This window comes from Xanthomonas theicola (assembly GCF_014236795.1).
Classification (GTDB): domain Bacteria; phylum Pseudomonadota; class Gammaproteobacteria; order Xanthomonadales; family Xanthomonadaceae; genus Xanthomonas_A; species Xanthomonas_A theicola.
In genome coordinates this window covers 2,347,017-2,370,508 of sequence record NZ_CP049017.1, presented here as the reverse complement: position 1 = coordinate 2,370,508, position 23,492 = coordinate 2,347,017, and the positions used below count along the sequence as shown (strand labels likewise).

The window sequence follows — 23,492 nt, the reverse complement described above, 5'->3', positions numbered from 1 at the left end:
GCGCATGCGGCCCTGTGTTTTTACAGCGTCAACGCCGCGCGCACCGCGGCGAGGAGATTTCGCAATGAGCCGTCGCGTCGTCGTAACCGGCATGGGCCTGGTGTCGCCGTTGGGCAATGACCTGGCCAGCAGTTGGGAAGGAATCGTCAACGGACGTTCCGGCATCGGCCCGATCACCCAGATCGATGCGTCGCAGTTCACCACCAGGATCGCCGGCGAGATCAAGGATTTCGACCCGACCAAGTTCGTGTCCAGCAAGGACGCCAGGAAGATGGACTCGTTCATCCACTACGGCGTCGGCGCCTCGTTCATGGCGCTGGACGATTGCGGCCTGGAGATCGACGAGCGCAACGCCGACCGCATCGGCGCGATCCTCGGCTCCGGCATCGGCGGCCTGCTCGGCATCGAGGAGCAGACCATCAAGTTCCACGAGGGCGGCGCACGCAAGATCTCGCCGTTCTACGTTCCCTGCACCATCATCAACATGCTGCCGGGGCAGGTGAGCCTGCTGAAGGGCCTGAAGGGTCCGACCTTCTCGGCGGTCTCGGCCTGCGCCACCTCCAACCATTCGATCGGCACCGCGCTGCGCATGATCCAGCACGGCGATGCCAACGTGATGCTGGCCGGCGGCGCCGAGCGCGGCTCCTCGCCGACCTCGGTCGGCGGCTTCTGCTCGATGAAGGCGATGTCCACCCGCAACGACGATCCCGCCGCCGCCTCGCGGCCGTGGGACAAGGGCCGCGACGGCTTCGTGCTCGGCGACGGCGCCGGCGTGCTGGTGCTGGAAGAGTACGAACACGCCAAGGCGCGCGGCGCGCGTATCTATGCCGAACTGGTCGGCTTCGGCGCCAGCTCCGACGCGTTCCACATGACCGCTCCGAGCGAGGACGGCGAAGGCGCCGCGCGCAGCATGCTGGCGGCGATCAAGGACGCCAAGCTCAATCCCGAGCAGATCGACTACCTCAACGCGCACGGCACCTCCACGCCGCTGGGCGACCTGGCCGAGACCCTGGCGATGAAGCGCGCGCTGGGCGACCACGCCTACAAGACCATGGTCAGCTCGACCAAGTCGATGACCGGGCACCTGCTCGGCGCGGCCGGCGGCGCCGAGGCGATCTTCTCGGTGATGGCGCTGCACACCGGCATCATCCCGCCGACCATCAACCTGGAAGAGCCGAGCGAAGGCTGCGACCTGGACTACGTGCCGAACGTGGCGCGCGAAAAGAAGATCGACGTGGCGATGTCCAATGGGTTCGGCTTCGGCGGGACCAACGGCACGTTGGTGTTCAAGCGGCTTTGATAGTGCGGGACCGGGGGCGCCGGTCGGGACTCGGGGCTCGGGACTCGGGACGCGTAGAGCCTGGCCACCCTCTTCAATCTCGATCCGTTGTTTCTCCCGCACGGCGGCGCTGACGTTTCCGACGTTGCGCCGCTGCTGGCATGCGGCGCCGTATCACTTCCCATCCTCCCGCCGGATTCCCGATGCTGCGTACCGTTCCCCTGCCGGCCAATACCGATCTGCTGGCGCTGCACCGCCTGGCGCCGCAGCGCTATCCGTTGCTGCTGGAATCGGCTGCGTCGGGCACCGCACAGGGTCGTTGGGACCTGCTGCTGATCGCCGGCGGCGAGGGTCTGCGCCTGGACCACGATGGCGTCACCCGCGATTTGCGGGGTGCCACGGTCGCCGGCGATTTCCTGGCCGCGCTGGACGCGCAATGGCAGGCCGAACGCTGTGCGCGCGCCGGGCCGCGCTGGCCGTTCCGCGGCGGTTGGGCGCTGCTGCTGGATTACGAACTGGCGGCGCAGGTGGAACCGGTGCTGCAGTTGCCGCAGGGGCCGGCGGCGGCACCGACGGCGCTGGCGCTGCGTTGCCCGGCCGCGGTGCTGCGCGACCACGTCAGCGGCGAGTGCGTGGCGCTGGCCGAAACCGCGCATGCGGCGCTGCTGGACGCGTTGCGCGCCGACTTGCAGGCGGTGCCCGCCGCCGCGCCGCTGCCGGCCTGGACCGCGCCGCTGGCCATCGAGGAAGACCCGCCGCCGCGCTTCGTCGACGGCGTGCGCCGCATCCTCGACTATCTGCGCGCCGGCGACGTGTTCCAGGTCAACCTGTCGCGGCGCTGGTCGGCGCGCTTCGCCGCGGCCCTGGACCCGGCCGCGCTGTACGCGCAGCTGCGCCGGGCCAATCCGGCGCCGTTCGCCGGCCTGTTCGCCGGCCATGGTCGCGCCGTGGTCAGTTCCTCGCCGGAACGGCTGGTGTCGGTGCGCGGCGACGTGGTCCAGACCCGGCCGATCGCCGGCACCCGCCCGCGCGCGCCCGGCGACGACGAGGCCGCGCGCATCCGCGAGCTGGTCGGGCATCCGAAGGAGCGCGCCGAGCACGTGATGCTGATCGACCTGGAGCGCAACGACCTGGGCCGGGTGTGTGCGCCGGGCAGCGTCGAGGTCGATGAGCTGATGACGGTGGAGAGCTACGCCCACGTGCACCACATCGTCAGCAACGTGCGCGGACGGCTGCGCGCGGGCGTCAGCCCCGGCGAGGTGATCCGCGCCACCTTTCCTGGCGGCACCATCACCGGCTGTCCCAAGGTGCGCTGCATGCAGATCATCGCCGAGCTGGAGCAGGTGCCGCGCGGCGCCTACACCGGCGCGTTCGGCTGGCTCAACCGCGACGGCGACATGGACCTGAACATCCTGATCCGCACCGCCGAGGTGGAGGGCGCACAGGCGCATTTCCGCACCGGCGCCGGCATCGTGGCCGATTCGCAGCCTGAGCGCGAACTCGACGAGACCCAGGCCAAGGCGCGCGGCCTGCTGCGCGCGCTGGAACCGTGAGCGGCACGCTCGCGATACCGGCCGGTGCCGGCCGCGCGGTATCCTGCATCCCGTTGAATTCGCTTCGAGGTGGTCGTGGCTTGGGCTAAACGCGGGTGTCTGATGCTGGTGGCGGCGCTGCTGGCGCTTGCGCTGCTGGTCGCCGCCGCCGGCGCGTGGTGGTGGCAGGGCTACCAGGCCTTCGCCGACCAGCCGCTGCAGCCGTCCCAGCCCAGCGTGGAGGTGGCGCGCGGCGATTCGTTCACCGGCCTGCTGCACAAGCTGCGCGTGGCCGGGGTGGCGCAGGGCAGCGAGCTGCAATGGCAACTGCTGGCGCGCCAGCTCGACGCTGCCGGCAAGCTCAAGGTCGGCGAATACGCGCTGCAGCCGGCGCTGAGTCCGCGCGAGCTGCTGATCCGCATGCGCAAGGGCCAGGTGATCCACTACCGGTTCACCATCGTCGAGGGCTGGAACATCCGCCAGTTGCGTTCGGCGCTGAACGCGGCCACGCCGCTGCGCCACGTCACCACCGACCTTAGCGACAGTGAACTGATGGCCAGGCTTGGCCGGCCCGGGCAGCACCCGGAAGGCCGTTTCCTGCCGGAGACCTATCTGTACCAGCGCCAGGACAGCGACTTGGATCTGTTGCAGCGTGCGCATGCGGCGATGGACAAGGCGCTGGCCGAGGCCTGGGCCGCGCGTGCCACAGACCTGCCGCTGCAATCGCCGGAGCAGGCGCTGGTCCTGGCCTCGATCGTGGAGAAGGAAACCGGCCTGGCCGCCGAGCGGCCGCAGATCGCCGGCGTGTTCGTGCGCCGCCTGCAACAGGGCATGAAGCTGCAGACCGATCCGACCGTGATCTACGGCATCGGCAGCGCCTACGACGGCAACATCCGCAAGCGCGACCTGGAGACCGATACGCCGTACAACACCTACACCCGCAGCGGCCTGCCGCCGACCCCGATCGCCATGCCCGGCCGCGACGCGCTGCGCGCGGCGACCACCCCGGCGCCTGGCGACAGCCTGTACTTCGTCGCGGTTGGCGACGGCAGCGGCGCGCACGTGTTTTCCGCCAGCTACGCCGAGCACAGCGCGGCGGTGGCGCGCTACCTGCAGCGGCTGCGCCAGGCGCGCAACGGCGCGGCGGTGACGCCATGAGCGAGGCCGTGTTGCGCCACCATCGCTTCGTCAGCCTGGAAGGCGGCGAAGGCGTCGGCAAGACCACCGCGATCAACGCGATCGGCGACTGGCTGCAGGCGCAGGGCCACGACGTGCTGCTGACCCGCGAACCCGGCGGCACGCCGCTGGCCGAACGCATCCGCGAACTGCTGCTCAACAACGCGCCGTCGCTGCAGCCGGCCGAGCCGCTGGCCGCCGAGACCGAACTGCTGCTGGTGTTCGCCGCGCGCGCCCAGCACGTGCGCGAGGTGATCCGCCCGGCGCTGCAGCGCGGCGCCTACGTGGTCAGCGACCGCTTCACCGATTCCAGCTATGCCTACCAGGGCGAGGGCCGCGGCCTGGACCGCGCCTGGATCGCCGACCTGGAGCGGCGCGCGGTCGGCCTGCAGCCGGGCCTGACCCTGCTGCTGGACCTGGACGTGCGCATCGGCCGCGCCCGCACCAGCGGCCGCGACCTGTGGCCGGACCGGATCGAGAGCGAACAGGACGATTTCTTCCAGCGCGTGCGTGCCGGCTTCCGCCAGCGCGCCGCGCAGGATCCGCAGCGCTTTCGCACCATCGACGCCAGCCAGCCGCCGCAGGCGGTGGCCCACGACGTCGCCGCGGCGCTGGCGGCGTGGGTGCAGCAGGAGTGCACGCCATGAGCGAGCTGCCTTTCGCACCCTGGCAGCAGCGCGCCTACGCGCAGACCGTGGCCGCGCTCGACGCCGGCCGGCTCGGCCACGGCCTGCTGATCTGCGGCCCGGACGGCCTGGGCAAGCGCGCGGTGGCGCTGAAGCTGGCCGCGCACGTGCTCGGCCGGGGCGAGCCGGCCGCGAACCTGCGCAGCGCGCAGCTGATCGCCGCCGGCACCCATCCCGATCTGCAGTTGGTCTCGTTCATTCCCAACCGCACCGGCGACAAACTGCGCACCGAGATCGTCATCGAACAGGTGCGCGAGATCTCGCAGAAGCTGTCGTTGACCCCGCAGTACGGCATTGCCCAGGTGGTGGTGGTGGACCCGGCCGACGCGATCAACCGCGCCGCCTGCAACGCCTTGCTCAAGACCCTGGAGGAGCCGCAGCCCGGCCGCTACCTGTGGCTGATCAGCACGCAGCCGGCGCGGCTGCCGGCGACCATCCGCAGCCGCTGCCAGCGCCTGGAGTTCAAGCTGCCGCCCGCCGACGAGGCGATCGCCTGGCTGCTGGCACAGGACTTCCCGGAAAAGACCGCGCGCCAGGCGCTGGCCGCTGCGCGCGGCCACCCGGGGTTGGCCGCGCACTGGCTGCGCGAGGACGGCCTGAAGTTGCGCCGGCAGGTGGCCGCGGACCTGGAGCAGGTGGCTGCGGGCAAGCTGGGCACACTCGAGGCGGCGCAGCGCTGGAGCGGCGACGGCTTCGCCGAGCAGCGCCTGGGCCATGCCGCCGACCTGGCGCTGGCGCAGGCCTCGCAGGCCGGCTTGACCGACCCGGCGCGATTGCACAAGCTGGCCGCTTGGTTCGACACAGCCAACCGCACCCGCGACCTGCTGCGTACCACCGTCCGTGGCGACCTGGCCATCGCGGAACTGTTGCTGGCCTGGCGTGATGGCGGTCGTCCGGCCCGGAGAGAGGGACAATGATGAGTGCGATGAGCGGACGTCAGGGCATCCTGTCGCTGGTGGTGAAGGACAAGGCGGCGCTGTACAACGCGTACATGCCGTTCGTGAAGAACGGCGGCATCTTCGTGCCCACGCCCAAGCGCTATTTCCTGGGCGACGAAGTGTTCCTGCTGCTGACCCTGCCCGATTCCAGCGAGCGCCTGCCGGTGGCCGGCAAGGTGATCTGGGTCACCCCAATGGGCGCCCAGGGCAACCGCAGCGCCGGCATCGGCGTGCAACTGCCGGACAACAGCGAAGGCGAGACCATCCGCAACAAGATCGAGACCCAACTGGCCGGCACCCTCAATGCCGACAAGCCCACGCAGACAATGTAGTCAGGCGCGCGGAGGCGTCGCCGACGGGCGTTGACGGCAGCAGCAGCGCCCCTATAATGTCCGGCTCGCGACACGGGCGGTTAGCTCAGCGGTAGAGCATTGCCTTCACACGGCAAGGGTCGCAGGTTCGAACCCTGCACCGCCCACCATCTAAATAACCATTTAATTTCAATTGGTTATGATCGAAAAAAGCCACCTCATCCGGGTGGATTTTTTCGTTCCAGGTCGTGTCATCAATTGCGCTGAAGGGGGGATACCTGTCGCCCCCTTCCTGCCTCGCCCCGTCATGGCACGCCGCTACGCCCTGCGAGATGATCGATGGGATCGCATCCGCGATCTGCTCCCCGGCCGAGCCGGCCATCTCGGTGTGACCGCCAAGGACAACCGGCTGTTGGTCGAGGCCGTCCTCTACCGCTACCGGGCCGCTACTCCCTGGCCAGATCTGCCTGAGCGCGTTGGCGATTTGCGCGTGATCCACCTGCGCCATAGCCGCTGGAGCCGATCTGGCCTCTGGCAACGGGTGTTCCAGGTCTTGTCAGAGGATGCGGACAACGAGTACGCGATGATCGACAGCACCATTGTCCGGGCGCATCAGCACAGCGCCGGGGCAAAAGGGGGGCGCCGCAGGCCAGCGGACGCAGCCGCGGCGGACCGAGCAGCCAGATCCACGCCGTGGTCGATGCACTGGGCAATCCGCTGGCCTTTCATCTCACCGCGGGCCAGGCTTCGGATCTGGAAGGTGCAGATGCTTTGCCAGGATGGTCGGTCGGGGCCTTGCTCGCCGACCGAGCCTACGACGCCAGGGCTCGGATCATTGAGCCCATGCAGCGGCAGGGGACGCAGATCGCGATCCCCTCCCATCCCACGCGCAAAGTGCAGCGCGGCTGCGACCGGGCGATGTACAAGGATCGACTCCGAACGGGAACTTCTTTGCCAAACTCAAGCAGTACCGGGCCATTGCCACCCGCTACGACAAGACCGCCTGCAACTTCCTCGGAGCGATCTATTGGATCGCCTCAGCCATCCTGCTCAATTGACGACGGACCCTAGCCGTGCTGTCGCTGCACCTTGGCGAAGGCGGCCCGTTGCGCGGGCGTGGCCTCGGCCTGGAACTGCGCCTTCCAGTTGGCGAACGGCATGCCGTAGATCCGCTCGCGCGCCTGTTCCTTGCTCAGGGTCTGGCCTTCGCCGGCGGCGGCCTCACGGTACCAGTCGGCCAGGCAGTTGCGGCAGAAGCCGGCCAGGATCATCAGATCGATGTTCTGCACGTCGCTGCGCTCCTGGTTGAGATGCTGCAGCAGGCGACGGAACGCGGCCGCTTCGATGCGGGTGGTGTCGGTCATGGCGGAATCGGGGGACAATGGGGTCCCCAGACTCTACACCCGCTCGCCTGATGATCGCTTCCGCGCCCGTGTCCTCCGTTCCGGCCCGCATCCTCGACGGACGGCGCATCGCCGACGCGCTGCTCGACCAGCTGAAGGTGCGGGTCGATGCGCGGCTGGCGGCCGCGCAGCCGCGCCCGGGCCTGGCGGTGGTGCTGGTCGGCGCCGAGCCGGCGTCCACGGTGTACGTGCGCAACAAGCGCCGCGCGGCGGAAAAGGTCGGCATCGAAGCCTTCGATCACGACCTGCCGACCGGCACCGGCGAAGCGGAACTGCTGGCGCTGATCGACCGTCTCAATGCCGATCCCAAGGTCCACGGCATCCTGGTGCAGCTGCCGCTGCCAGGCATCCCCGATGCCAGCCGGCTGATCCACCGCATCGACCCGCGCAAGGACGTGGACGGCTTCCATCCGGAGAACGTCGGCCACCTGGCGCTGCGCGAATTCGGCCTGCGCCCGTGCACCCCGCGCGGCATCGTCACCCTGCTCGGGCATACAGACCAGCCGGTGCGCGGCCGCAACGCCACCATCGTGGGGGTCAGCAACCACGTCGGCCGGCCGATGGCGCTGGAACTGCTGATCGCCGGCTGCACGGTGAGCTGCTGCCACAAGTTCACCCCGGCCGAGGTGCTGCAGGCGCGGGTGCGCGACGCCGACATCCTGGTGGTGGCGGTGGGCCGGCCAGGGCTGATCCCCGGCGAATGGGTCAAGCCGGGCGCGGTGGTGATCGACGTCGGCATCAACCGCCTGGACGATGGCCGCCTGGTCGGCGACGTCGGCTTCGACGCGGCCGCGCAGCGCGCCAGCTGGATCACCCCGGTCCCGGGCGGGGTCGGGCCGATGACCGTGGCCACGCTGATGCAGAACACGATCGAGGCGGCTGATGGGGTCGGGACTCGGGACCAGGGACTCGGGACCCGGTAAAAGCGGAGCCTGAGTTGATGCATCGTCGGCCGACATTCATGGAGCTTCACCGATAGCGGCCCTTCGAGTCCCCGGTCCCGATTCCCGAGTCCCGGCTTCGCATAGCCTACGCACCCCGTTTCCGGTTAAAATGCCGCGCTTCCCCACATTCGGGTTCGCCGATGCTGCGCATCCAGGCTGAAGCTCTTACCTACGACGACGTTTCCCTCGTCCCCGCCCATTCGATCGTCCTGCCGAAGGACGTCAGCCTGGAAACCTGGCTGACCCGCGACCTGCGCCTGAAACTGCCGATCCTGTCGGCGGCGATGGACACGGTGACCGAGCACCGCCTCGCGGTGGCCATGGCCCAGCTCGGCGGCATCGGCATCATCCACAAGAACCTGACCCCGGCGCAGCAGGCGGCCGAAGTGGTCAAGGTCAAGAAGTTCGAAGCCGGCGTGATCACCGAGCCGTTCACCGTCGGCCCGGAAACCACCATCGGCGAAGTGCTGAAACTGACCCGCGCACGCAACATCTCCGGCGTGCCGGTGGTCGATGGCAGCGAGCTGGTCGGCATCGTCACCAGCCGCGACATGCGCTTCGAGAAGAAGCTCGACGATCCGGTCCGCCACATCATGACCAAGAAGGATCGGCTGATCACCGTGCGCGAAGGCGCCAGCGACGAGGAAGTGCTGCAACTGCTGCATCGCAACCGCATCGAGAAGATCCTGGTGGTCAACGACAGCTTCGAGCTGCGCGGGCTGATCACGGTCAAGGATATCCAGAAGAAGACCGACAACCCCAACGCCGCCAAGGACGCCTCCACGCGCCTGCTGGTCGGCGCGGCGGTCGGCGTCGGCGGCGACACTGAACAGCGCATCGAGTTGCTCGCCGCCGCGGGCGTGGACGTGGTCATCGTCGATACCGCGCACGGCCACTCGCAGGGCGTGATCGACCGCGTGGCCTGGGTCAAGAAGACCTATCCGCAGCTGCAGGTGATCGGCGGCAACATCGTCACCGGCGATGCCGCGCTGGCGCTGATGGATGCCGGCGCCGACGCGGTCAAGGTCGGCGTGGGCCCCGGCTCGATCTGCACCACGCGCGTGGTCGCCGGCGTCGGCGTGCCGCAGATCACCGCGGTGGACATGGTCGCCGAGGCGCTGCAGGACCGCATCCCCCTGATCGCCGATGGCGGCATCCGCTATTCCGGCGACATCGGCAAGGCGCTGGTCGCCGGTGCCTCCACGGTGATGGTCGGCGGCCTGTTCGCCGGCACCGAGGAAGCGCCGGGCGAGGTGGAACTGTTCCAGGGCCGCAGCTACAAGAGCTACCGCGGCATGGGCAGCCTGGGCGCGATGGAGAAGGGCAGCAAGGACCGTTACTTCCAGGACGCCTCCGACGCCGACAAGCTGGTGCCCGAAGGCATCGAAGGCCGCGTGCCGTACCGCGGCCCGCTCAGCGGCATCCTCCACCAGTTGATCGGCGGCCTGCGCGCCACGATGGGCTACGTGGGCTGCGCGACCATCGAGGACATGCGCACCAAGCCGAAGTTCGTCACCATCACCGGCGCCGGCCAGCGCGAGAGTCACGTCCACGACGTGCAGATCACCAAGGAACCGCCGAACTACCGGATGGGGTAAGTGCCGGGACTCGGGACTCGGGACTCGGGACTCGGCACAGCAGTTGGACGGCGACGGAGGAAGCGATTCCTCCTCGCCGTTTCTTCATCGTCAATCGCCACCGGATCGCGGGAGCCCGAGTCCCGAGTCCCGAGTCCCGAGTCCCGAGTCCCGATGTCAGACATCCACAGCGACAAGATCCTCATCCTCGATTTCGGCGCGCAGTACACGCAGCTGATCGCGCGCCGTATCCGCGAACTGGGGGTGTACTGCGAGATCTGGGCCTGGGACCACGACCCGGCCCAGATCGTCGGCTTCGGCGCCAAGGGCATCATCCTGTCCGGCGGTCCCGAGTCGACCACGCTGGCGGGCGCGCCGGCCGCGCCGCAGCAAGTGTTCGACAGCGGCCTGCCGGTGTTCGGCATCTGCTACGGCATGCAGACCCTGGCGGCGCAGTTGGGGGGCGCCACCGAAGCCGCCGACCAGCGCGAGTTCGGCCATGCCGAAGTGGACGTGGTCGCGCCCGACGCGCTGTTCTCCGGGCTCAGCGACCATCCCGGCGCAGCGCGCCTGAACGTGTGGATGAGCCATGGCGATCACGTCTCCAAGGTGCCGCCCGGCTTCACCGTCACCGCGGTGACCGACCGCATCCCGGTCGCGGCGATGGCCAACGAGGCCAAGCGCTGGTATGGCGTGCAGTTCCATCCGGAAGTCACCCACACGCTGCAAGGGCAGACCTTGCTGCGCCGCTTCGTGGTGGATGTCTGCGGCTGCCGGACGCTGTGGACCGCGGCCAACATCATCGACGATCAGATCGCGCGCGTGCGCGCGCAGGTGGGCGACGACGAAGTGGTCCTGGGCCTGTCCGGCGGCGTCGATTCGTCGGTGGTCGCCGCGCTGCTGCACAAGGCGATCGGCGACCGGCTGACCTGCGTGTTCGTCGATACCGGCCTGCTGCGCTGGCAGGAAGGCGACCAGGTGATGGCGATGTTCGCCGAGCACATGGGCGTCAGGGTGATCCGGGTCAACGCCGCCGATCGGTATTTCAGCGCGCTAGCCGGCGTGAGCGACCCGGAAGCCAAGCGCAAGATCATCGGCAACCTGTTCGTGGAGATCTTCGACGAGGAATCCACCAAGCTGGCCAACGCCAAGTGGCTGGCGCAGGGCACCATCTATCCCGACGTGATCGAGTCGGCCGGCAGCAAGACCGGCAAGGCGCATGTGATCAAGAGCCACCACAACGTCGGCGGCCTGCCTGAGCACATGAAGCTGGGCCTGGTCGAGCCGCTGCGCGAGCTGTTCAAGGACGAAGTGCGGCGCCTGGGCGTGGAGCTCGGCCTGCCGCGCAGCATGGTCTACCGCCACCCGTTCCCCGGTCCCGGCCTGGGCGTGCGCATCCTGGGCGAGGTGAAGCGCGACTACGCCGAACTGCTGGCCAGGGCCGATGCGATCTTCATCGACGAGTTGCGCAAGGCCGATCTGTACGACAGGACCAGCCAGGCGTTCGCGGTGTTCCTGCCGGTCAAGTCGGTGGGGGTGGTCGGCGATGCGCGCGCCTACGAGTGGGTGATTGCGTTGCGTGCGGTGGAGACCATCGACTTCATGACCGCGCACTGGGCGCACCTGCCTTACGATTTCCTCGGCACGGTGTCCAACCGCATCATCAACGAACTGCGCGGCGTCTCGCGCGTGGTCTACGACATCTCCGGCAAGCCGCCGGCGACGATCGAGTGGGAGTGAAATCAGGTCCTTCGGGGACTATCGCCAGGTATCGAAAAACTGACGTAACGCGTTGATTTAAAATGAAATACGTCACGACAGCTATCGGTAGCTATCGCCGGCCAGCAGAACGGGTTGACGGTAGAGCTGACGGTAAGAACCGGAGGTCTGATTAAGACCCTCCCGTTTACTATTGAGACCAAAGCGGTCTTTGACGGTAAAACGCTCCCCTGGAAAGCTTGTTTCATGCGGCTTTCCGGGCATCGACAGATCTCCTGGCCCCTGACGGTAAAAGCCGTCACGAACAGGAGGAAAAACCTCGATGCTGACCGACACGGCACTGCGCAACCTCAAACCTAAGTCCAAGATCTATAAGGCTTCTGACCGGGATGGAATGTACGTGACGGTATCGCCTGCCGGTACCGTCACCTTCCGCTACGACTACCGTCTCAACGGCCGCCGCGAGACGCTGACCATCGGCCGCTACGGGCCGGTCGGCATTTCGCTGGCCTTGGCGCGCGAAAAGCTGATCGACGCCAAGAAGGCCGTCGCTCAAGGCAAGTCCCCCGCACTGGAGAAGCAGCGTGACAAGCGCCGGCTGACGGCCGCCAAGACCTTCGGCGACGTAACCGAGAAGTGGTTGACGGGTGCCCGTATGGCCGACAGTACCAAGGCGATGCGCAAACACATCGTCGACCGGGACATCCTTCCGGTCTTCCAAAATCGCCAACTCAACGAAATCACTTGCGCACCAGCGTCAGCAGGATCATGCGCAGCGCCAACCGGATGGTCGGATAGGTGGCCACCGATTCCATCTGCCGAGAAACCAACCGGATCTCCAGCGGCGACAACGCGCGGTCCAGCGAACGCGCCAGTGCTCGGGTGTCGGCTGCGATGTAGGCCCGGCCGTTGTCGCTGACGAACTCCAGCTCCTGGCCTGCCGGCACTGCCTCCACCGTGCCGAAGCGACGCTCGACAGCTTCGATGAGCATCTGGCGCACCGGCTCGCCAGGCAGCCCCTTGCCTTCCCAGGCCCGCCAGGCCATGACTTCGCGGTCGCAGCAGTCCTTCGTGAAGGTGGCCGTCACGGTCTGGCCGGAGTCGCACTTGATTTCCAAGCCGTCGGAGCACCACCGCAAGTCACTGCGCGAGACCGCCACACGGCCCTCATGGGGGCGTGCGCACTGGCGTCGGCGTGGTGCCTTGGGCAGCAGCAGGCCGGCTCCTGCCATCACGCGATAGACGCGCTTGGCATTGACCCTGGGGCCACCGTGCGCAGCGCGCTGGCGATTGCGCGTGGCAGGCTGCCAAAGGTCAGCGGCAAGCCGGGCTGGGTGCGGTTGAGCGCCTGGATCTGGCTCTTCTCATCGACGCACAGCACCAGTGCACGGTCCGGCGGGGCCAGGTACAGCCCCGCCACATCACGCACCTTGTCCAGGAAATGCGGATCTGTGGAAAGCTTGAAGGTCTCTTGCAAATGCGGCTTGAGACCGAAGGCATGCCAGATGCGCTGCACCGTCGCTGGGGAAACACCGGTCTGCCGGCTCATCTGGCGCACGCTCCAATGCGTGGCGTTTGCTGGAGTGCTCTGGCGGACCTTGTCCACAATTTGCTGGACCTGCTCATCGTCCACGCTACGCGGACGTCCTGCGCGCGGGGCATCGGTCAGTCCGGCCAGTCGGTAAGCCTCGTAGCTCCGCCTCCACTTGGAGGCAGTCTGGATTGTGGTCTGCAAACGCTCGGCGATGACCCTGCCCGATTGGCCTTCGGCACACCCAAGCACGATCCGCATGCGGAGCTTCTCATCTTCCGGCACCTTGCGTACTCGCAGGCGCCCCTTCAGTTCCGCGCGCTCGGCATCGGTGATCTGCAGCTTCGTAACCGGGCGTCCTGTGCGAGCCATCGATATCGTCTCCTATACGGAAAACACTTCGACAGCCAAGTCGCTACATAGCTCATGTTATTTGTGAGACACCACACTAGGCAGGCAACTGCTCCTTTGCCGGGGGCGCCGTCGAACAGACCTCCTTGCTAACAGCCTGGGGCGGCTGGATTTGATTGGGCGCTGATGCCTGACTCTCGGATCGAGTGGGCTCGGCGTTGGCGATGGCGTGCTCAAGCAGTTCGATGACCTGGGCACGTCGCTCGCCGGTTGCACCCACGAAGAACGCGAGGAACTGGAAGGCCCCAACCATGGCTGCGACTTGCCAGATCCATGGCAAGGACGCGTTCTCGAGCAGCTTGCTGATACCCACGATGATCGCGAGTAGTCCTGGGAACAGCCCTAGTTTCCTGATGTCGCCAGATAGCAGCATCGCCCTGCCGTCGACTCTGCTCCAGCGATGCCGGTACTGAAGCAGGGCGTACTCCAGCATTGGTTTCGGAAAGCTTTTCAGCTCCTGAAGGTACGGTGCATCATGGAGCATGTCGGTCTGGAACTGCTTGAAGATCGTGCCCCAAGGGTTGCGTTTTTCCTCGATGAACATTCGCCCCATGTCATAGAAGAACATCGCGAAAAACCCGGCTGCGGGAATCACCGGCAGCAGTACCCAGCCGTATGAAAGTTGCACAGGCAGGATCCCGGGATAGCGCCGATCAATGGCGATGGCAACTACGGCCAGCGCCGTGTTGACGACGACGGCGATGATGAATCCGAGTTCTGTCCACTTCTTGGCACGACTGCCTTTGGGGACGTGACGAGGCCGGTCATCCGGACGGGTCATGCGTTCCAGGAGTTGGGATAGTTGCTTGAGCGATTCTTCGGGGAAAGCCATGGCTTGTGATCGAGTCGAAACGGCGTGCGAAGTCTAGACAGCCTCATGCCGATGGAGGATTGGCGACCTCCGTGTTTCTGGATGCAGTGCCGATTCTGTTTGCTTGGGAGCATCGCTTTCCACGAAAGTGCATGATGCCATCGCGCGCCCAAACGCTGCGTATCGCTGAAATGCACTTCCTTTGTGGTGAGCGTGTTGCTGGGCGTCCCCGGCCACCTGGAAGATGGCCGGTCGCGCTGTCGTGCTGCGCATCGAGCCCCGCTGCGCGGGTCTCGCCCCTGACGGGCTTCCATCGTTCCCTCGCTCCGCTCGGCTGTCTCGCAGTACCAGGTGATGGCCGGCACGGTGATCCCGGCGGCGCTGGTGACCGGCATCCAGTCCGATCTGCCGGGCGACGTGATTGCCACGGTGACCGAGCCGGTCTACGACACGGCCACGGGCAAGTACATGCTGATCCCGCAGGGCGCGCGCATCCTGGGCAAGTACAACAGCCAGGTGAGCTATGGCCAGAGCCGGGTGCAGATGGTGTGGCACCGGATCATCCTGCCGGATACGTCCTCGCTGACGCTGGACAACCTGGTGGGCACCCACCCCGCCGGCAATGCCGGGCTGGAGGACGGCGTCGACCGGCACTGGGGCCGCCTGCTGGCCGGCGCGGCGCTGACCACGTTGCTGGGCGTGGGCGCCGAGCTGGCCGCGCCCGAGAACCGCACCGACGGCAACCGCCTCGTGATCGCCGGGCGCGACAGCGCACAGGACAGCATCAACCAGATCGGTCAGGAGTTGACGCGCAGGAACATGAACGTGCAGCCGACGCTGACGGCGCGGCCTGGCCTGCCAGTGCGGGTGATCGTGAACCGCGATCTGGTGCTGATGCCCTACCAGCCGATGTTCTTCCACCGCGGAGCCATGCCATGAGCACGACCAAGAAACTGCGTCTGGGGCCGCAGCCCAGGACTGAGAGCGTCAAGTTGACGTTCACGTGCCCGGCCAGCCTGAAGGCCGACCTGGACCGTTACGCCGCGCTGCACGCGCAGACGTACGGCGAGGCCGTCGGATGCTGTGACGTTGATGCCGCACATGCTGGAGGCGTTCGTGGCTGGCCATGCTTGCCGGCCCGGCGGCGCGGCCGCAGACTGCCGGCCCCGGCCTGCGCGCCGCCCCGTCCGACCGCCGATGCCGCGCCTGATCCTGGCCTCCACCTCCGTCTATCGCCGCCAGCTGCTGCAGCGCCTGCGCCTGCCCTTCGACAGCGTCCGCCCGCAGGTCGAGGAGACGCCGCTGCCCAGCGAGGCGCCGTCGGCGCTGGCGCGGCGCCTGGCACTGGCCAAGGCCGCCGCGGTGGCGGCCAGCGCCGTGGACGCCTGGGTGATCGGCGCAGACCAGGTCGCCGAACTCCACGGCCGGCCGCTGGGCAAGCCCGGCCACGCCGAGGCCGCACAGGCGCAGCTGGCGGCGATGTCCGGGCGCAGCGTGCGCTTCCATACTGCGGCCTGCCTGCTGCGCGGCGAACGGGTACTGCAGACCTGCGACCTGACCGAGGTGCGCTTGCGCGACCTGCGCGCGGACGAGATCGCCCGCTACGTCGCCGCCGAGCAACCGCTGGACTGCGCCGGCAGCTTCAAGTGCGAGGGCCTGGGCATCAGCCTGTTCCGCGCGATCCACAGCCAGGATCCGACCGCCTTGGTCGGGCTGCCGTTGATCGCCCTGGCGGGCCTGCTGCGCGAGGCGGGGTTCCAGCTGCCCTGACCCCCCAACGCACCGGCCCACGTCATCGACAGCGACAGCCTCATCGAGATGCGCCTGCACCAGATACAACGGGCGTTGCTTGGCCTCGTCGTACAAGCGGCCCGGATATTCGCCGATCATGCCCAGCGCGGTCAGCTGCCCCCCTCCGAGCAGCAGGATGACCGCCATCATGGTCGGCCAGCCGGCCACTGAGTCGCCCCAGACGCAGACCTTGATCATGATCCAGCAAGCGAACAGCAGCGAACGCGCTGCAGTCATCAGCCCCACGTAGGTCGCCATCTGCAACGGCGCGGTGGAGAAGCCGGTGATGCCATCCAGCGCCAGATTCCACAGCTTCCAGAAAGTGAATTCGGTTCGCCCGGATCGCCGCAGGCCGCGATCGCAGGTCACCGCCACTTGCCGATATCCTATCCACCCGAACAGTCCCTTCATGAGGGCACCTCTAAAAACCCCCGATTCTTGGCATCATGATTTTATTGCCATCGAGGGGTAAGTGCCGATGATCAGTCTGTTTGCCGGAGCCGAGCGCGAAGCCAAGCGCGAGCAATTGAGCGATCCACTGGAGTTGCTGTGGCGGCACATCGACTTCGCCGCGATCGCAGCGGTGATCGATGGCCGACTTCGCCTGGGCACCGGCCGCAAGGGCGGCCGCCCGGCGTGGCCGACGGAGTTGATGATCCGGCTGCTGTTGCTGCAACAGTTGTACAACCTGTGCGAGGAGGCGCTGGAGTACCAGGTACTGGACCGTCGCAGCTTCCAGCGCTTCCTGGGACTGGAGCACAGTGGCAAGGTGCCCGATGCCAAGACGATCTGGGTGTGGCGCGATCGGCTCAAGAAGCAGGATCTGATCGGCGAGATCAGCGGGGCGGGTTCATTGCCCGGGGCGGACAGATCGTCGATGCGAGCATCGTCAGTGCGCCGATCCAGCGCAACACGCCGGAGGAGAACGCCCAGATCAAGCAGGGCCAGAAGCCGCAAGGCTGGAGCGATGCCAAGCGAGGGCAGAAAGATGTACAGGCGCGCTGGACGCGCAAGCATGGCAAGGCCCATTACGGCTACAAGCTGCACGCCAACACGGATCGGCGCAGGGGCTTCATCGGCCGGCACGAGGTGAGCGCGGCCAACGTGCACGACAGCCGGCACTTTGAGACGCTGCTCGATCCGGCCAACACCGGGCGTACGGTAGGGGCCGACAGCGCCTATGCCAACCGGGCCCGGGAAGCCGAGCTCAGGCGACAAGGCTACCGAGCGGACATCCAGCACAAGGGCCAGGCGGACCAGCCGCTCAGTCCGGTCCAGCAGCGTCGGAACCATCGCATCGCCAAGGACCGGGCGTTGGGCGAACACCCGTTTGCCCGGCTCACCCAGCAGGGCGGCAAATGCCGACGGACGATTGGCCTGGCGCGTGCCCAGGTGGTGATCGGCCTGAAGGTCGCCGCGCACAACCTGATGCGGCTGGCGCGGCTGCAGAGCCAGGGGATCGTGCCCGCGTGAGCGGAAACGGCGGCTGGCAGGCCGCAATCAGAGTTTGAAATGACAAGGGGGGGGCTTCGGGCGCCACCAGCCAGAGGATGCGGCGGTGCCCGTCGCCTCACCAAGCATCTCAAACGGCAAAAATCCAGGTTGTTCGAGGTGCCCTTCATTCGTCAAGCCAGGAAGTGGCATGACGAAAATCCCCACGCCGAAATCAGCCTCCTGTCCACCGGTTTCAGCCGCGGCGCGGTGACCGCGGCGATGTTCACCCGGATGGTCGATGAGCGCGGCATCCAGGATCCGGAAGGGATGCAGATCGACTACGGCCCGGCCGGCGAGGTGCGCCAGCTCACCGCGACCCGGCCGCCGCTGGCGCCGCCGGGGCGCACCGCGCAGGCGGTGGCGCTGCTGGACCCGGTCGCCACCGGCGACATGAACCTGCGCGACGTGCGCCTGCCGCCGTCGGTGGTGTCGGGCCTGCAGATCAGCGCGCGCGACGAGCGCCGCGACGCGTTCCCGGTCAAGGACATCCTGGACCCCGGCCGCTCGCGCGACGGGCGCTTCCTCAATCTGGTCAATCCAGGGGCGCATTCGGACATCGGCGGCTCCTACCGGCTCGACGGGCTGGCGGTGCGCAATGGCAATCTGCTGTCCGCCTATGTCAACAGCCTCGGCGACACCCCGTTCGCACAGGCGCGCACGGTGCCGGGCGCGCCGGAGATGAACGTGATCCACCGCTCCGAGCAGCACCAGGCGTTCTACACCACGGCGCTGGCCAGCGTGCTCGGCCAGCGCGTGCACGTGAAGGAACTGGCCGGCACGGCATGGAGCCTGAACCGTACCGATGCCGAGGCCTTGGACGGGGGGCTGCGCGCGCGCTACGAGGTGCGTCCGGTGGCGCTGCCGGCCGAGCGCATCGATCCGTCGCCACCGGCGTTCCTGCGGCAGCGCCCGCAGGCGCCGGAGCAGGCGCCGTCCATCGACAGCTGGACGCCGTTGTTCCTCAATGCCCCCGCGGCCTCGTTGCAGCGCCATTCCGATGCGCCGGATGCAGCGCCGGTGGCGCCGGCCCGGGATGGGGACATGCAGCCGGCGCAGTGGAACGCCGCGTCGCTGGCGGCCGCCGACGCGGCCATGCGCAGTGGGGGCGATGCCGGGCTGGCCGTGCGACGGCCGGCCGCGGAGGCGATCACGCCCGCCAGCCCGGCGCAACGGCCCAACCCCTACGAACAGGACGACCTGGGGCAGCGGCTCGATGCGTTCTTCGCGGCGGCCGAGCGCGGCGACGAGGCGGCGTTGGATCGCTTGGCCGAGCAACACGCGCAGACCGCCGGATTCCAGGAGTGGGACCAATGGGGGCAGGAGAGTTTCCGCCAGTGGGAGCTGGACCAGGAGCGCCAGCTGGCGCAGCAGACGCAGCAGACGCAGCACAGTCGCGGATTCAGCATCTGATCGCCGGGGCAGACCATGCACGATCTCCATCCCGACGCGGTGCGCGAGTTGCAAGACGCCATCGCCTACCTGAAAAAGACCACGGGCCAGATCCTCACCTACCAGCAATACCAACGAAAGCAGTTCGAGTCGCAGTGGCAGCGGCTCGATCAGCACATCGCGGCGCTCGACCAGTCGGCGCGATCGATGGCGGGCAGCGCCGGCCGGATCGTCAGCGATGCGTCGCAAGGCATCAGGGAGCAGGCGAAGGCGTCGATCTCCCAAGGGGCCGGTGAAGCGTTCGGGCATCTGCGCGGTGCGATGGATGCGGCCACGCACGCGTTGAGGGCGTCGGTCGCGGCGGTTGCGGATGAACGCACCCAACTGGCGCGCGACAGGAAGACGTTCGTCTGGAGTGGACTTGCCTGCCTTGGAATCGGCGCCGTTCTGGCGGCGTTCGGCGTGGGCGCCTACAGCTGGGCCAGTCTGAAGGAGGTGGGGCAGGCCGAACGCAGGCTTGCGCATCTGCGAGCGCTCGACGGCGTGGAGGCGGCGCCTTGCGGCGATGGCTACTGCGCCAGCGTCGATCTGAAAGCCAAGGTCAGTCAGGGTGGGAAGACCTATTACAGGATCAAGCCGCGGCACGCCGACTAGGGCATTTTCGACTCTGGCATTTTCAGCCAGCGGAGCGTCGTGGGAGCGCCTTCAGTCGCGAATGGCTCTACCTGTAAAGCTCGTCGCGACTGAAGTCGCTCCCACAAGTGGCATCACTTGGATCGAAAGTGCTCTAGCGTCGTGGAGGATGCAACGGCGTGGACGTGGCGTGCCGGGGGGCTGGCGGTCCAGCCAGGCTTTGTTAAGCTCGTGCGACATTCCCCACGGCGCACACCATGACCGACACCCCCGTGAAGGCCAAGTCCGGCATGCCCCTGCACTGGAAGATGGCGATCGGCTTCGTCCTGGGGCTGGTGCTGGGCCTGGTCGTGCACCTGGGCGTGGGCGGCGACGCGGCCTGGGTGCAGGCGCTGACCAAGTACCTGACCACGCCGTTCTCCAAGCTGTTCCTCAACCTGATCTTCATGCTGATCGTGCCGCTGCTGTTCTCGGCGCTGGTGATGGGCGTTTCCGAGATGGGCGACATCCGCACGCTGGGCCGGATCGGCTGGAAGACGCTGGGCTACACGGTGGCGCTGTCCGGCATCGCGGTGCTGCTCGGCCTGGTGCTGGTCAACGTGCTCGAGCCGGGCGTCGGCGTGGACCGCGCGCTGGCGCAGCAGCTGTTGCAGCAGAACGTGGAGCGCACCGCCGAGATCGTCGACCAGAGCAGGAACCAGCCGCGCGGCATCGACATGCTGCTGTCGATCGTGCCCGACAACGTGATCGCCGCCGCTTCCAGCAACGGCGCGATCCTGTCGCTGATGTTCTTCGCGGTGATGTTCGGCGTGGGCATGGTGCTCAGCGACGACGCCAAGGTGGCGACGCTGCGGCGCGGTATCGAGGGCGTCTTCGAGATCTCGATGACCCTGATCGGGCTGGTGATCCGCCTGGCGCCGTACGCGGTGGCCTGCTTCATGTTCAACCTGGCGGCGCTGTTCGGCTTCGACCTGCTGGTCCGGCTGGGCGCCTACGTGGGCGTGGTGGTACTGGCGCTGGGGCTGCACATGGTGGTGAGCTACGGGTTGGCGGTGCGCCTGACCGGGCGCTCGCCGCTGGCGTTCTTCCGCGCCGCCCGCGAAGCGACGGTGATGGCGTTCTCCACCGCCTCCAGCAATGCGACTCTGCCCACCGCGCTGCGCGTGGCCGACGAAATGGGCCTGCCGAACCGGGTCTCGCGCTTCGTGCTGACCGTCGGCGCCACCGCCAACCAGAACGGCACCGCGCTGTTCGAGGGCGTCACCGTGATCTTCCTCGCCCAGTTCTTCGGCGTGGAGCTGAGCATCGCACAGCAATGCATGGTGATGCTGGTGTGCATCCTCGGCGGAATCGGCACCGCCGGCGTGCCGTCCGGCTCGCTGCCGGTGGTGGCGCTGATCTGCGCGATGGTGGGGGTGGACCCGGTCGGCATCGGCATGATCCTGGGCGTCAACCATTTCCTGGACATGTGCCGCACCGCGCTGAACGTGACCGGCGACCTGGTGTTGGCCACGCTGGTGGCGAAGGGAGAGGACGGTGTTCGGGACTCGGGACTCGGGACACGTGAAGCGCTGCCCGTGACCGTTGAGGTATCTGCGCAACGCGATAGGCGATAGGGATGCGTGACCACTAGCCTCGCGCGCGTCCCGTGCTCCCCACGCTGTGGGACAATGGCGGACCCGACGCCCCGCGCCCGCTTCCAACAGAATCCTCATGACGACGCCTACCCGCCGCCAGCTCGCCAACGCGATCCGTTTCCTCGCCGCCGATGCGGTCGAGGTCGCCAATTCCGGCCATCCCGGCATGCCGATGGGCATGGCCGATATCGCCGAAGTGCTGTGGAACGATTTCCTCCGCCACAATCCGAACGATCCGAAGTGGTTCAACCGCGACCGCTTCGTGCTCTCCAACGGCCACGGCTCGATGCTGCAGTACGCGCTGCTGCACCTGTCCGGCTACGACCTGCCGCTGGAGGAGCTTAAGCGTTTCCGCCAGCTGCACAGCAAGACCGCCGGCCATCCCGAGCGCAGCGAGACCCCGGGCGTGGAGACCACTACCGGCCCGCTCGGCCAGGGCTTCGCCAATGCGGTCGGCTTCGCGCTGGCCGAGAAGCTGCTGGCGCAGCGCTACAACCGGCCCGAGCACCAGATCGTCGACCACCGCACCTGGGTGTTCATGGGCGACGGCTGCATGATGGAAGGCATCTCGCACGAGGCGGCCTCGCTGGCCGGCACCTGGGGCCTGGACAAGCTGGTCGCGTTCTGGGACAACAACCATATCTCCATCGATGGCAACACCGCCGGCTGGTTCAGCGACGATACCCCGGCGCGCTTCGAGGCCTACGGCTGGCACGTGATCCGCGATGTCGACGGGCAGGATGCCGATGCCATCAAGGCGGCGATCGAGGCGGCGATCGGCCAGAGCGCCAAGCCGACCCTGATCTGTTGCCGCACCACGATCGGCTTCGGCGCGCCAACCAAGGCCGGCAAGGAATCCGCGCATGGCGCGGCGCTGGGCAAGGAAGAATTGGCCGGCGCGCGCAAGGCGCTGGACTGGCCGTACGCTGCGTTCGAGATCCCGCAGGCGATCTACGACGGCTGGCGCGCCGGTGGCGCCGGCACGCTGCGCCAGGCCGAGTGGGAACAGGCGTTCGACAAGTACGCCAGGCAGTACCCGGCCGAGGCCGCCGAGCTGACCCGCCGCTCGCACGGCGAACTGCCGGAAGACTTCATCGCCCAGGCCGATGCCTACATCGCCAAGCAGGCAGGCCAGGCGCAGACCATCGCCTCGCGCAAGGCCTCGCAGATGGCGATCGAGGCGTTCGCGCCGCTGCTGCCGGAACTGGTCGGCGGGTCGGCCGACCTGGCGCATTCCAATCTGACCCTGTGGAAGGCCAGCAAGTCGGTCGCCAGCGACGACCCGAACGCCAACTACGTGTACTACGGCGTGCGCGAGTTCGGCATGACCGCGATCGCCAACGGCCTGGCGCTGCACGGCGGCTTCATCCCGTTCGACGCCACCTTCCTGGTGTTCAGCGACTACGCGCGCAACGGCGTGCGCATGAGCGCGCTGAACCCGGCGCACGCGATCCACGTCTACACCCACGATTCGATCGGCCTGGGCGAGGACGGCCCGACCCACCAGCCGGTGGAGCACCTGGCCTCGCTGCGCTACATCCCCAACAACGACGTCTGGCGCCCATGCGACACGGTGGAGACGGCGGTGAGCTGGAAGGCCGCGATCACCCGCCAGGACGGCCCGAGCTGCCTGGTGTTCAGCCGCCAGAACCTGCCGTTCCAGGCGCGCAGCGACGCGCAGATCAAGCAGATCGAACGCGGCGGCTACGTGCTGGCCGATGCCCAGGGCGGTGCGCCGGACCTGATCCTGATCGGCACCGGTTCGGAGGTCGGCCTGGCGGTGGAGGCAAAGAAGGCGCTGGACGCCGCCGGCCTGAAGACCCGCGTGGTGTCGATGCCGTCGACCACGGTGTTCGACCGCCAGGACGCGGCCTACCGCGAGTCGGTGCTGCCGAACGCGGTGCGCAGGCGCGTGGCGGTGGAGGCCGGCGTCACCGGCTTCTGGCGCAAGTACGTGGGCCTGGACGGTGCCGTGGTCGGCATCGACACGTTCGGCGCCTCGGCGCCGGCCGACGCGCTGTACAAGTACTTCCAGATCACCGCCGAGCACGTGGTCGCGGCGGCCAAGGCGCTGTAACCTGCGGTATCCCGCGGGAACGGAAAAGGCCGGCGCAAGCCGGCCTTTTCTTGTGCGTGCTCGTTCTATTGCGCAGGAGCGTTTCGATCAACGATGCCAGGTGCGTTGTCGCCCGGATTAAGCCATGCGCCAGGCACGCGTTGCGGCCAGCGG

General features: G+C 67.7%; 18 protein-coding genes, 1 tRNA gene and 7 pseudogenes. 21 read left to right on the top strand and 5 right to left on the bottom strand.

What is annotated here, in order from left to right; translation table 11 throughout:
• Positions 1–64 precede the first annotated feature (64 nt).
• From fabF to G4Q83_RS10950, 8 genes and pseudogenes are all read left to right on the top strand, one after another.
• Positions 65–1,300, top strand: a complete 1,236-nt coding sequence (fabF, locus tag G4Q83_RS10985) for a beta-ketoacyl-ACP synthase II (RefSeq protein WP_185817399.1) — start codon at positions 65–67, stop codon at positions 1,298–1,300.
• Between the two features lie 182 nt (positions 1,301–1,482).
• Positions 1,483–2,832, top strand: coding sequence for an aminodeoxychorismate synthase component I (locus G4Q83_RS10980; RefSeq protein ID WP_128421443.1), 1,350 nt, complete (start codon positions 1,483–1,485; stop codon positions 2,830–2,832).
• 102 nt (positions 2,833–2,934) lie between these two features.
• Entirely contained in the window at positions 2,935–3,969 is a 1,035-nt protein-coding gene (mltG, locus tag G4Q83_RS10975; protein ID WP_185817398.1) for an endolytic transglycosylase MltG, read from the top strand.
• Positions 3,966–4,634, top strand: a complete 669-nt coding sequence (gene tmk / locus G4Q83_RS10970) for a dTMP kinase (RefSeq protein ID WP_128421441.1) — start codon at positions 3,966–3,968, stop codon at positions 4,632–4,634. The genes mltG and tmk overlap by 4 nt, the downstream gene beginning before the upstream one ends.
• Positions 4,631–5,590, top strand: coding sequence for a DNA polymerase III subunit delta' (locus G4Q83_RS10965; RefSeq protein ID WP_128421440.1), 960 nt, complete (start codon positions 4,631–4,633; stop codon positions 5,588–5,590). Before tmk ends, G4Q83_RS10965 begins: the two co-directional genes overlap by 4 nt.
• Positions 5,590–5,943, top strand: coding sequence for a PilZ domain-containing protein (locus tag G4Q83_RS10960; protein ID WP_128421452.1), 354 nt, complete (start codon positions 5,590–5,592; stop codon positions 5,941–5,943). Before G4Q83_RS10965 ends, G4Q83_RS10960 begins: the two co-directional genes overlap by 1 nt.
• A gap of 74 nt (positions 5,944–6,017) precedes the next feature.
• A tRNA-Val gene (locus G4Q83_RS10955) sits at positions 6,018–6,092 on the top strand.
• Positions 6,093–6,229: 137 nt separating this feature from the next.
• A pseudogene (locus G4Q83_RS10950) lies at positions 6,230–6,980 on the top strand (IS5 family transposase).
• 9 nt (positions 6,981–6,989) lie between these two features.
• Here the strand turns inward: G4Q83_RS10950 and G4Q83_RS10945 are convergent.
• Positions 6,990–7,286, bottom strand: a complete 297-nt coding sequence (locus G4Q83_RS10945; RefSeq protein WP_128421612.1) for a DUF1244 domain-containing protein — start codon at positions 7,284–7,286, stop codon at positions 6,990–6,992.
• 50 nt (positions 7,287–7,336) lie between these two features.
• Here G4Q83_RS10945 and folD point away from each other — a divergent pair, with 50 nt between their 5' ends.
• The 3 genes from folD to guaA all read left to right on the top strand — a co-directional run bounded on the left by folD (position 7,337) and on the right by guaA (position 11,586).
• Positions 7,337–8,248 carry a bifunctional methylenetetrahydrofolate dehydrogenase/methenyltetrahydrofolate cyclohydrolase FolD gene (gene folD / locus G4Q83_RS10940; protein ID WP_128421611.1) on the top strand — a complete coding sequence of 304 codons (912 nt, stop codon included), beginning with the start codon at positions 7,337–7,339 and terminating at the stop codon, positions 8,246–8,248.
• A gap of 161 nt (positions 8,249–8,409) precedes the next feature.
• Complete coding sequence (guaB, locus tag G4Q83_RS10935) at positions 8,410–9,867, top strand: IMP dehydrogenase (protein ID WP_128421610.1); 1,458 nt, start codon at positions 8,410–8,412, stop codon at positions 9,865–9,867.
• Between the two features lie 153 nt (positions 9,868–10,020).
• Entirely contained in the window at positions 10,021–11,586 is a 1,566-nt protein-coding gene (guaA, locus tag G4Q83_RS10930; protein WP_128421609.1) for a glutamine-hydrolyzing GMP synthase, read from the top strand.
• Between the two features lie 81 nt (positions 11,587–11,667).
• Here guaA and G4Q83_RS10925 read toward each other — a convergent pair whose 3' ends face one another.
• On the bottom strand, positions 11,668–11,901 hold the full coding sequence (locus G4Q83_RS10925; RefSeq protein ID WP_128421608.1) for a hypothetical protein: 234 nt from the start codon (positions 11,899–11,901) through the stop codon (positions 11,668–11,670).
• Here G4Q83_RS10925 and G4Q83_RS10920 point away from each other — a divergent pair.
• Positions 11,888–12,310: pseudogene (locus G4Q83_RS10920) on the top strand (tyrosine-type recombinase/integrase); the annotation flags it as partial. The gene G4Q83_RS10925 and the pseudogene G4Q83_RS10920 overlap by 14 nt on opposite strands.
• On the opposite strand, the pseudogene G4Q83_RS24615 reads toward G4Q83_RS10920, so the two are convergent.
• Both G4Q83_RS24615 and G4Q83_RS10905 read right to left on the bottom strand, forming a co-directional pair.
• Positions 12,306–13,468, bottom strand: a pseudogene (locus tag G4Q83_RS24615) (IS630 family transposase). The pseudogenes G4Q83_RS10920 and G4Q83_RS24615 overlap by 5 nt on opposite strands.
• Before the next feature lie 76 nt (positions 13,469–13,544).
• A complete protein-coding gene (locus G4Q83_RS10905; RefSeq protein ID WP_128421607.1) occupies positions 13,545–14,339 on the bottom strand; it encodes a hypothetical protein in 795 nt (264 codons plus the stop codon).
• Between the two features lie 318 nt (positions 14,340–14,657).
• On the opposite strand from G4Q83_RS10905, the pseudogene G4Q83_RS10900 reads away from it, so the two are divergent.
• From G4Q83_RS10900 to G4Q83_RS10890, 3 genes and pseudogenes are all read left to right on the top strand, one after another.
• Positions 14,658–15,257, top strand: a pseudogene (locus tag G4Q83_RS10900) (TraB/TrbI/VirB10 family type IV secretion system protein); the annotation flags it as partial.
• Positions 15,254–15,334: pseudogene (locus tag G4Q83_RS24610) on the top strand (DUF2274 domain-containing protein); the annotation flags it as partial. The pseudogenes G4Q83_RS10900 and G4Q83_RS24610, both read left to right, overlap by 4 nt.
• Before the next feature lie 181 nt (positions 15,335–15,515).
• Entirely contained in the window at positions 15,516–16,088 is a 573-nt protein-coding gene (locus G4Q83_RS10890; protein ID WP_128421613.1) for a Maf family protein, read from the top strand.
• 57 nt (positions 16,089–16,145) lie between these two features.
• Here G4Q83_RS10890 and G4Q83_RS23320 read toward each other — a convergent pair.
• Positions 16,146–16,532, bottom strand: a pseudogene (locus tag G4Q83_RS23320) (glycosyltransferase); the annotation flags it as partial.
• Between the two features lie 55 nt (positions 16,533–16,587).
• Here G4Q83_RS23320 and G4Q83_RS24605 point away from each other — a divergent pair.
• The 6 genes and pseudogenes from G4Q83_RS24605 to tkt all read left to right on the top strand — a co-directional run.
• A pseudogene (locus tag G4Q83_RS24605) lies at positions 16,588–16,857 on the top strand (transposase); the annotation flags it as partial.
• 47 nt (positions 16,858–16,904) lie between these two features.
• The gene (locus G4Q83_RS10885; RefSeq protein ID WP_211288376.1) at positions 16,905–17,582 is read left to right on the top strand and encodes an IS5 family transposase; all 678 of its coding nucleotides are present in this window, start codon (positions 16,905–16,907) and stop codon (positions 17,580–17,582) included.
• 138 nt (positions 17,583–17,720) lie between these two features.
• The gene (locus tag G4Q83_RS23315) at positions 17,721–19,013 is read left to right on the top strand and encodes a DUF2235 domain-containing protein (protein WP_246432354.1); all 1,293 of its coding nucleotides are present in this window, start codon (positions 17,721–17,723) and stop codon (positions 19,011–19,013) included.
• A 15-nt stretch (positions 19,014–19,028) separates the two neighbouring features.
• Positions 19,029–19,646 (top strand): hypothetical protein, encoded by a 618-nt coding sequence (locus G4Q83_RS10875; protein ID WP_128419280.1) that lies wholly within the window; start codon positions 19,029–19,031, stop codon positions 19,644–19,646.
• A gap of 236 nt (positions 19,647–19,882) precedes the next feature.
• Complete coding sequence (locus G4Q83_RS10870; RefSeq protein WP_128419279.1) at positions 19,883–21,241, top strand: dicarboxylate/amino acid:cation symporter; 1,359 nt, start codon at positions 19,883–19,885, stop codon at positions 21,239–21,241.
• A 97-nt stretch (positions 21,242–21,338) separates the two neighbouring features.
• Complete coding sequence (gene tkt, locus G4Q83_RS10865; RefSeq protein ID WP_128419278.1) at positions 21,339–23,339, top strand: transketolase; 2,001 nt, start codon at positions 21,339–21,341, stop codon at positions 23,337–23,339.
• The last annotated feature ends 153 nt before the right edge of the window (positions 23,340–23,492 follow it).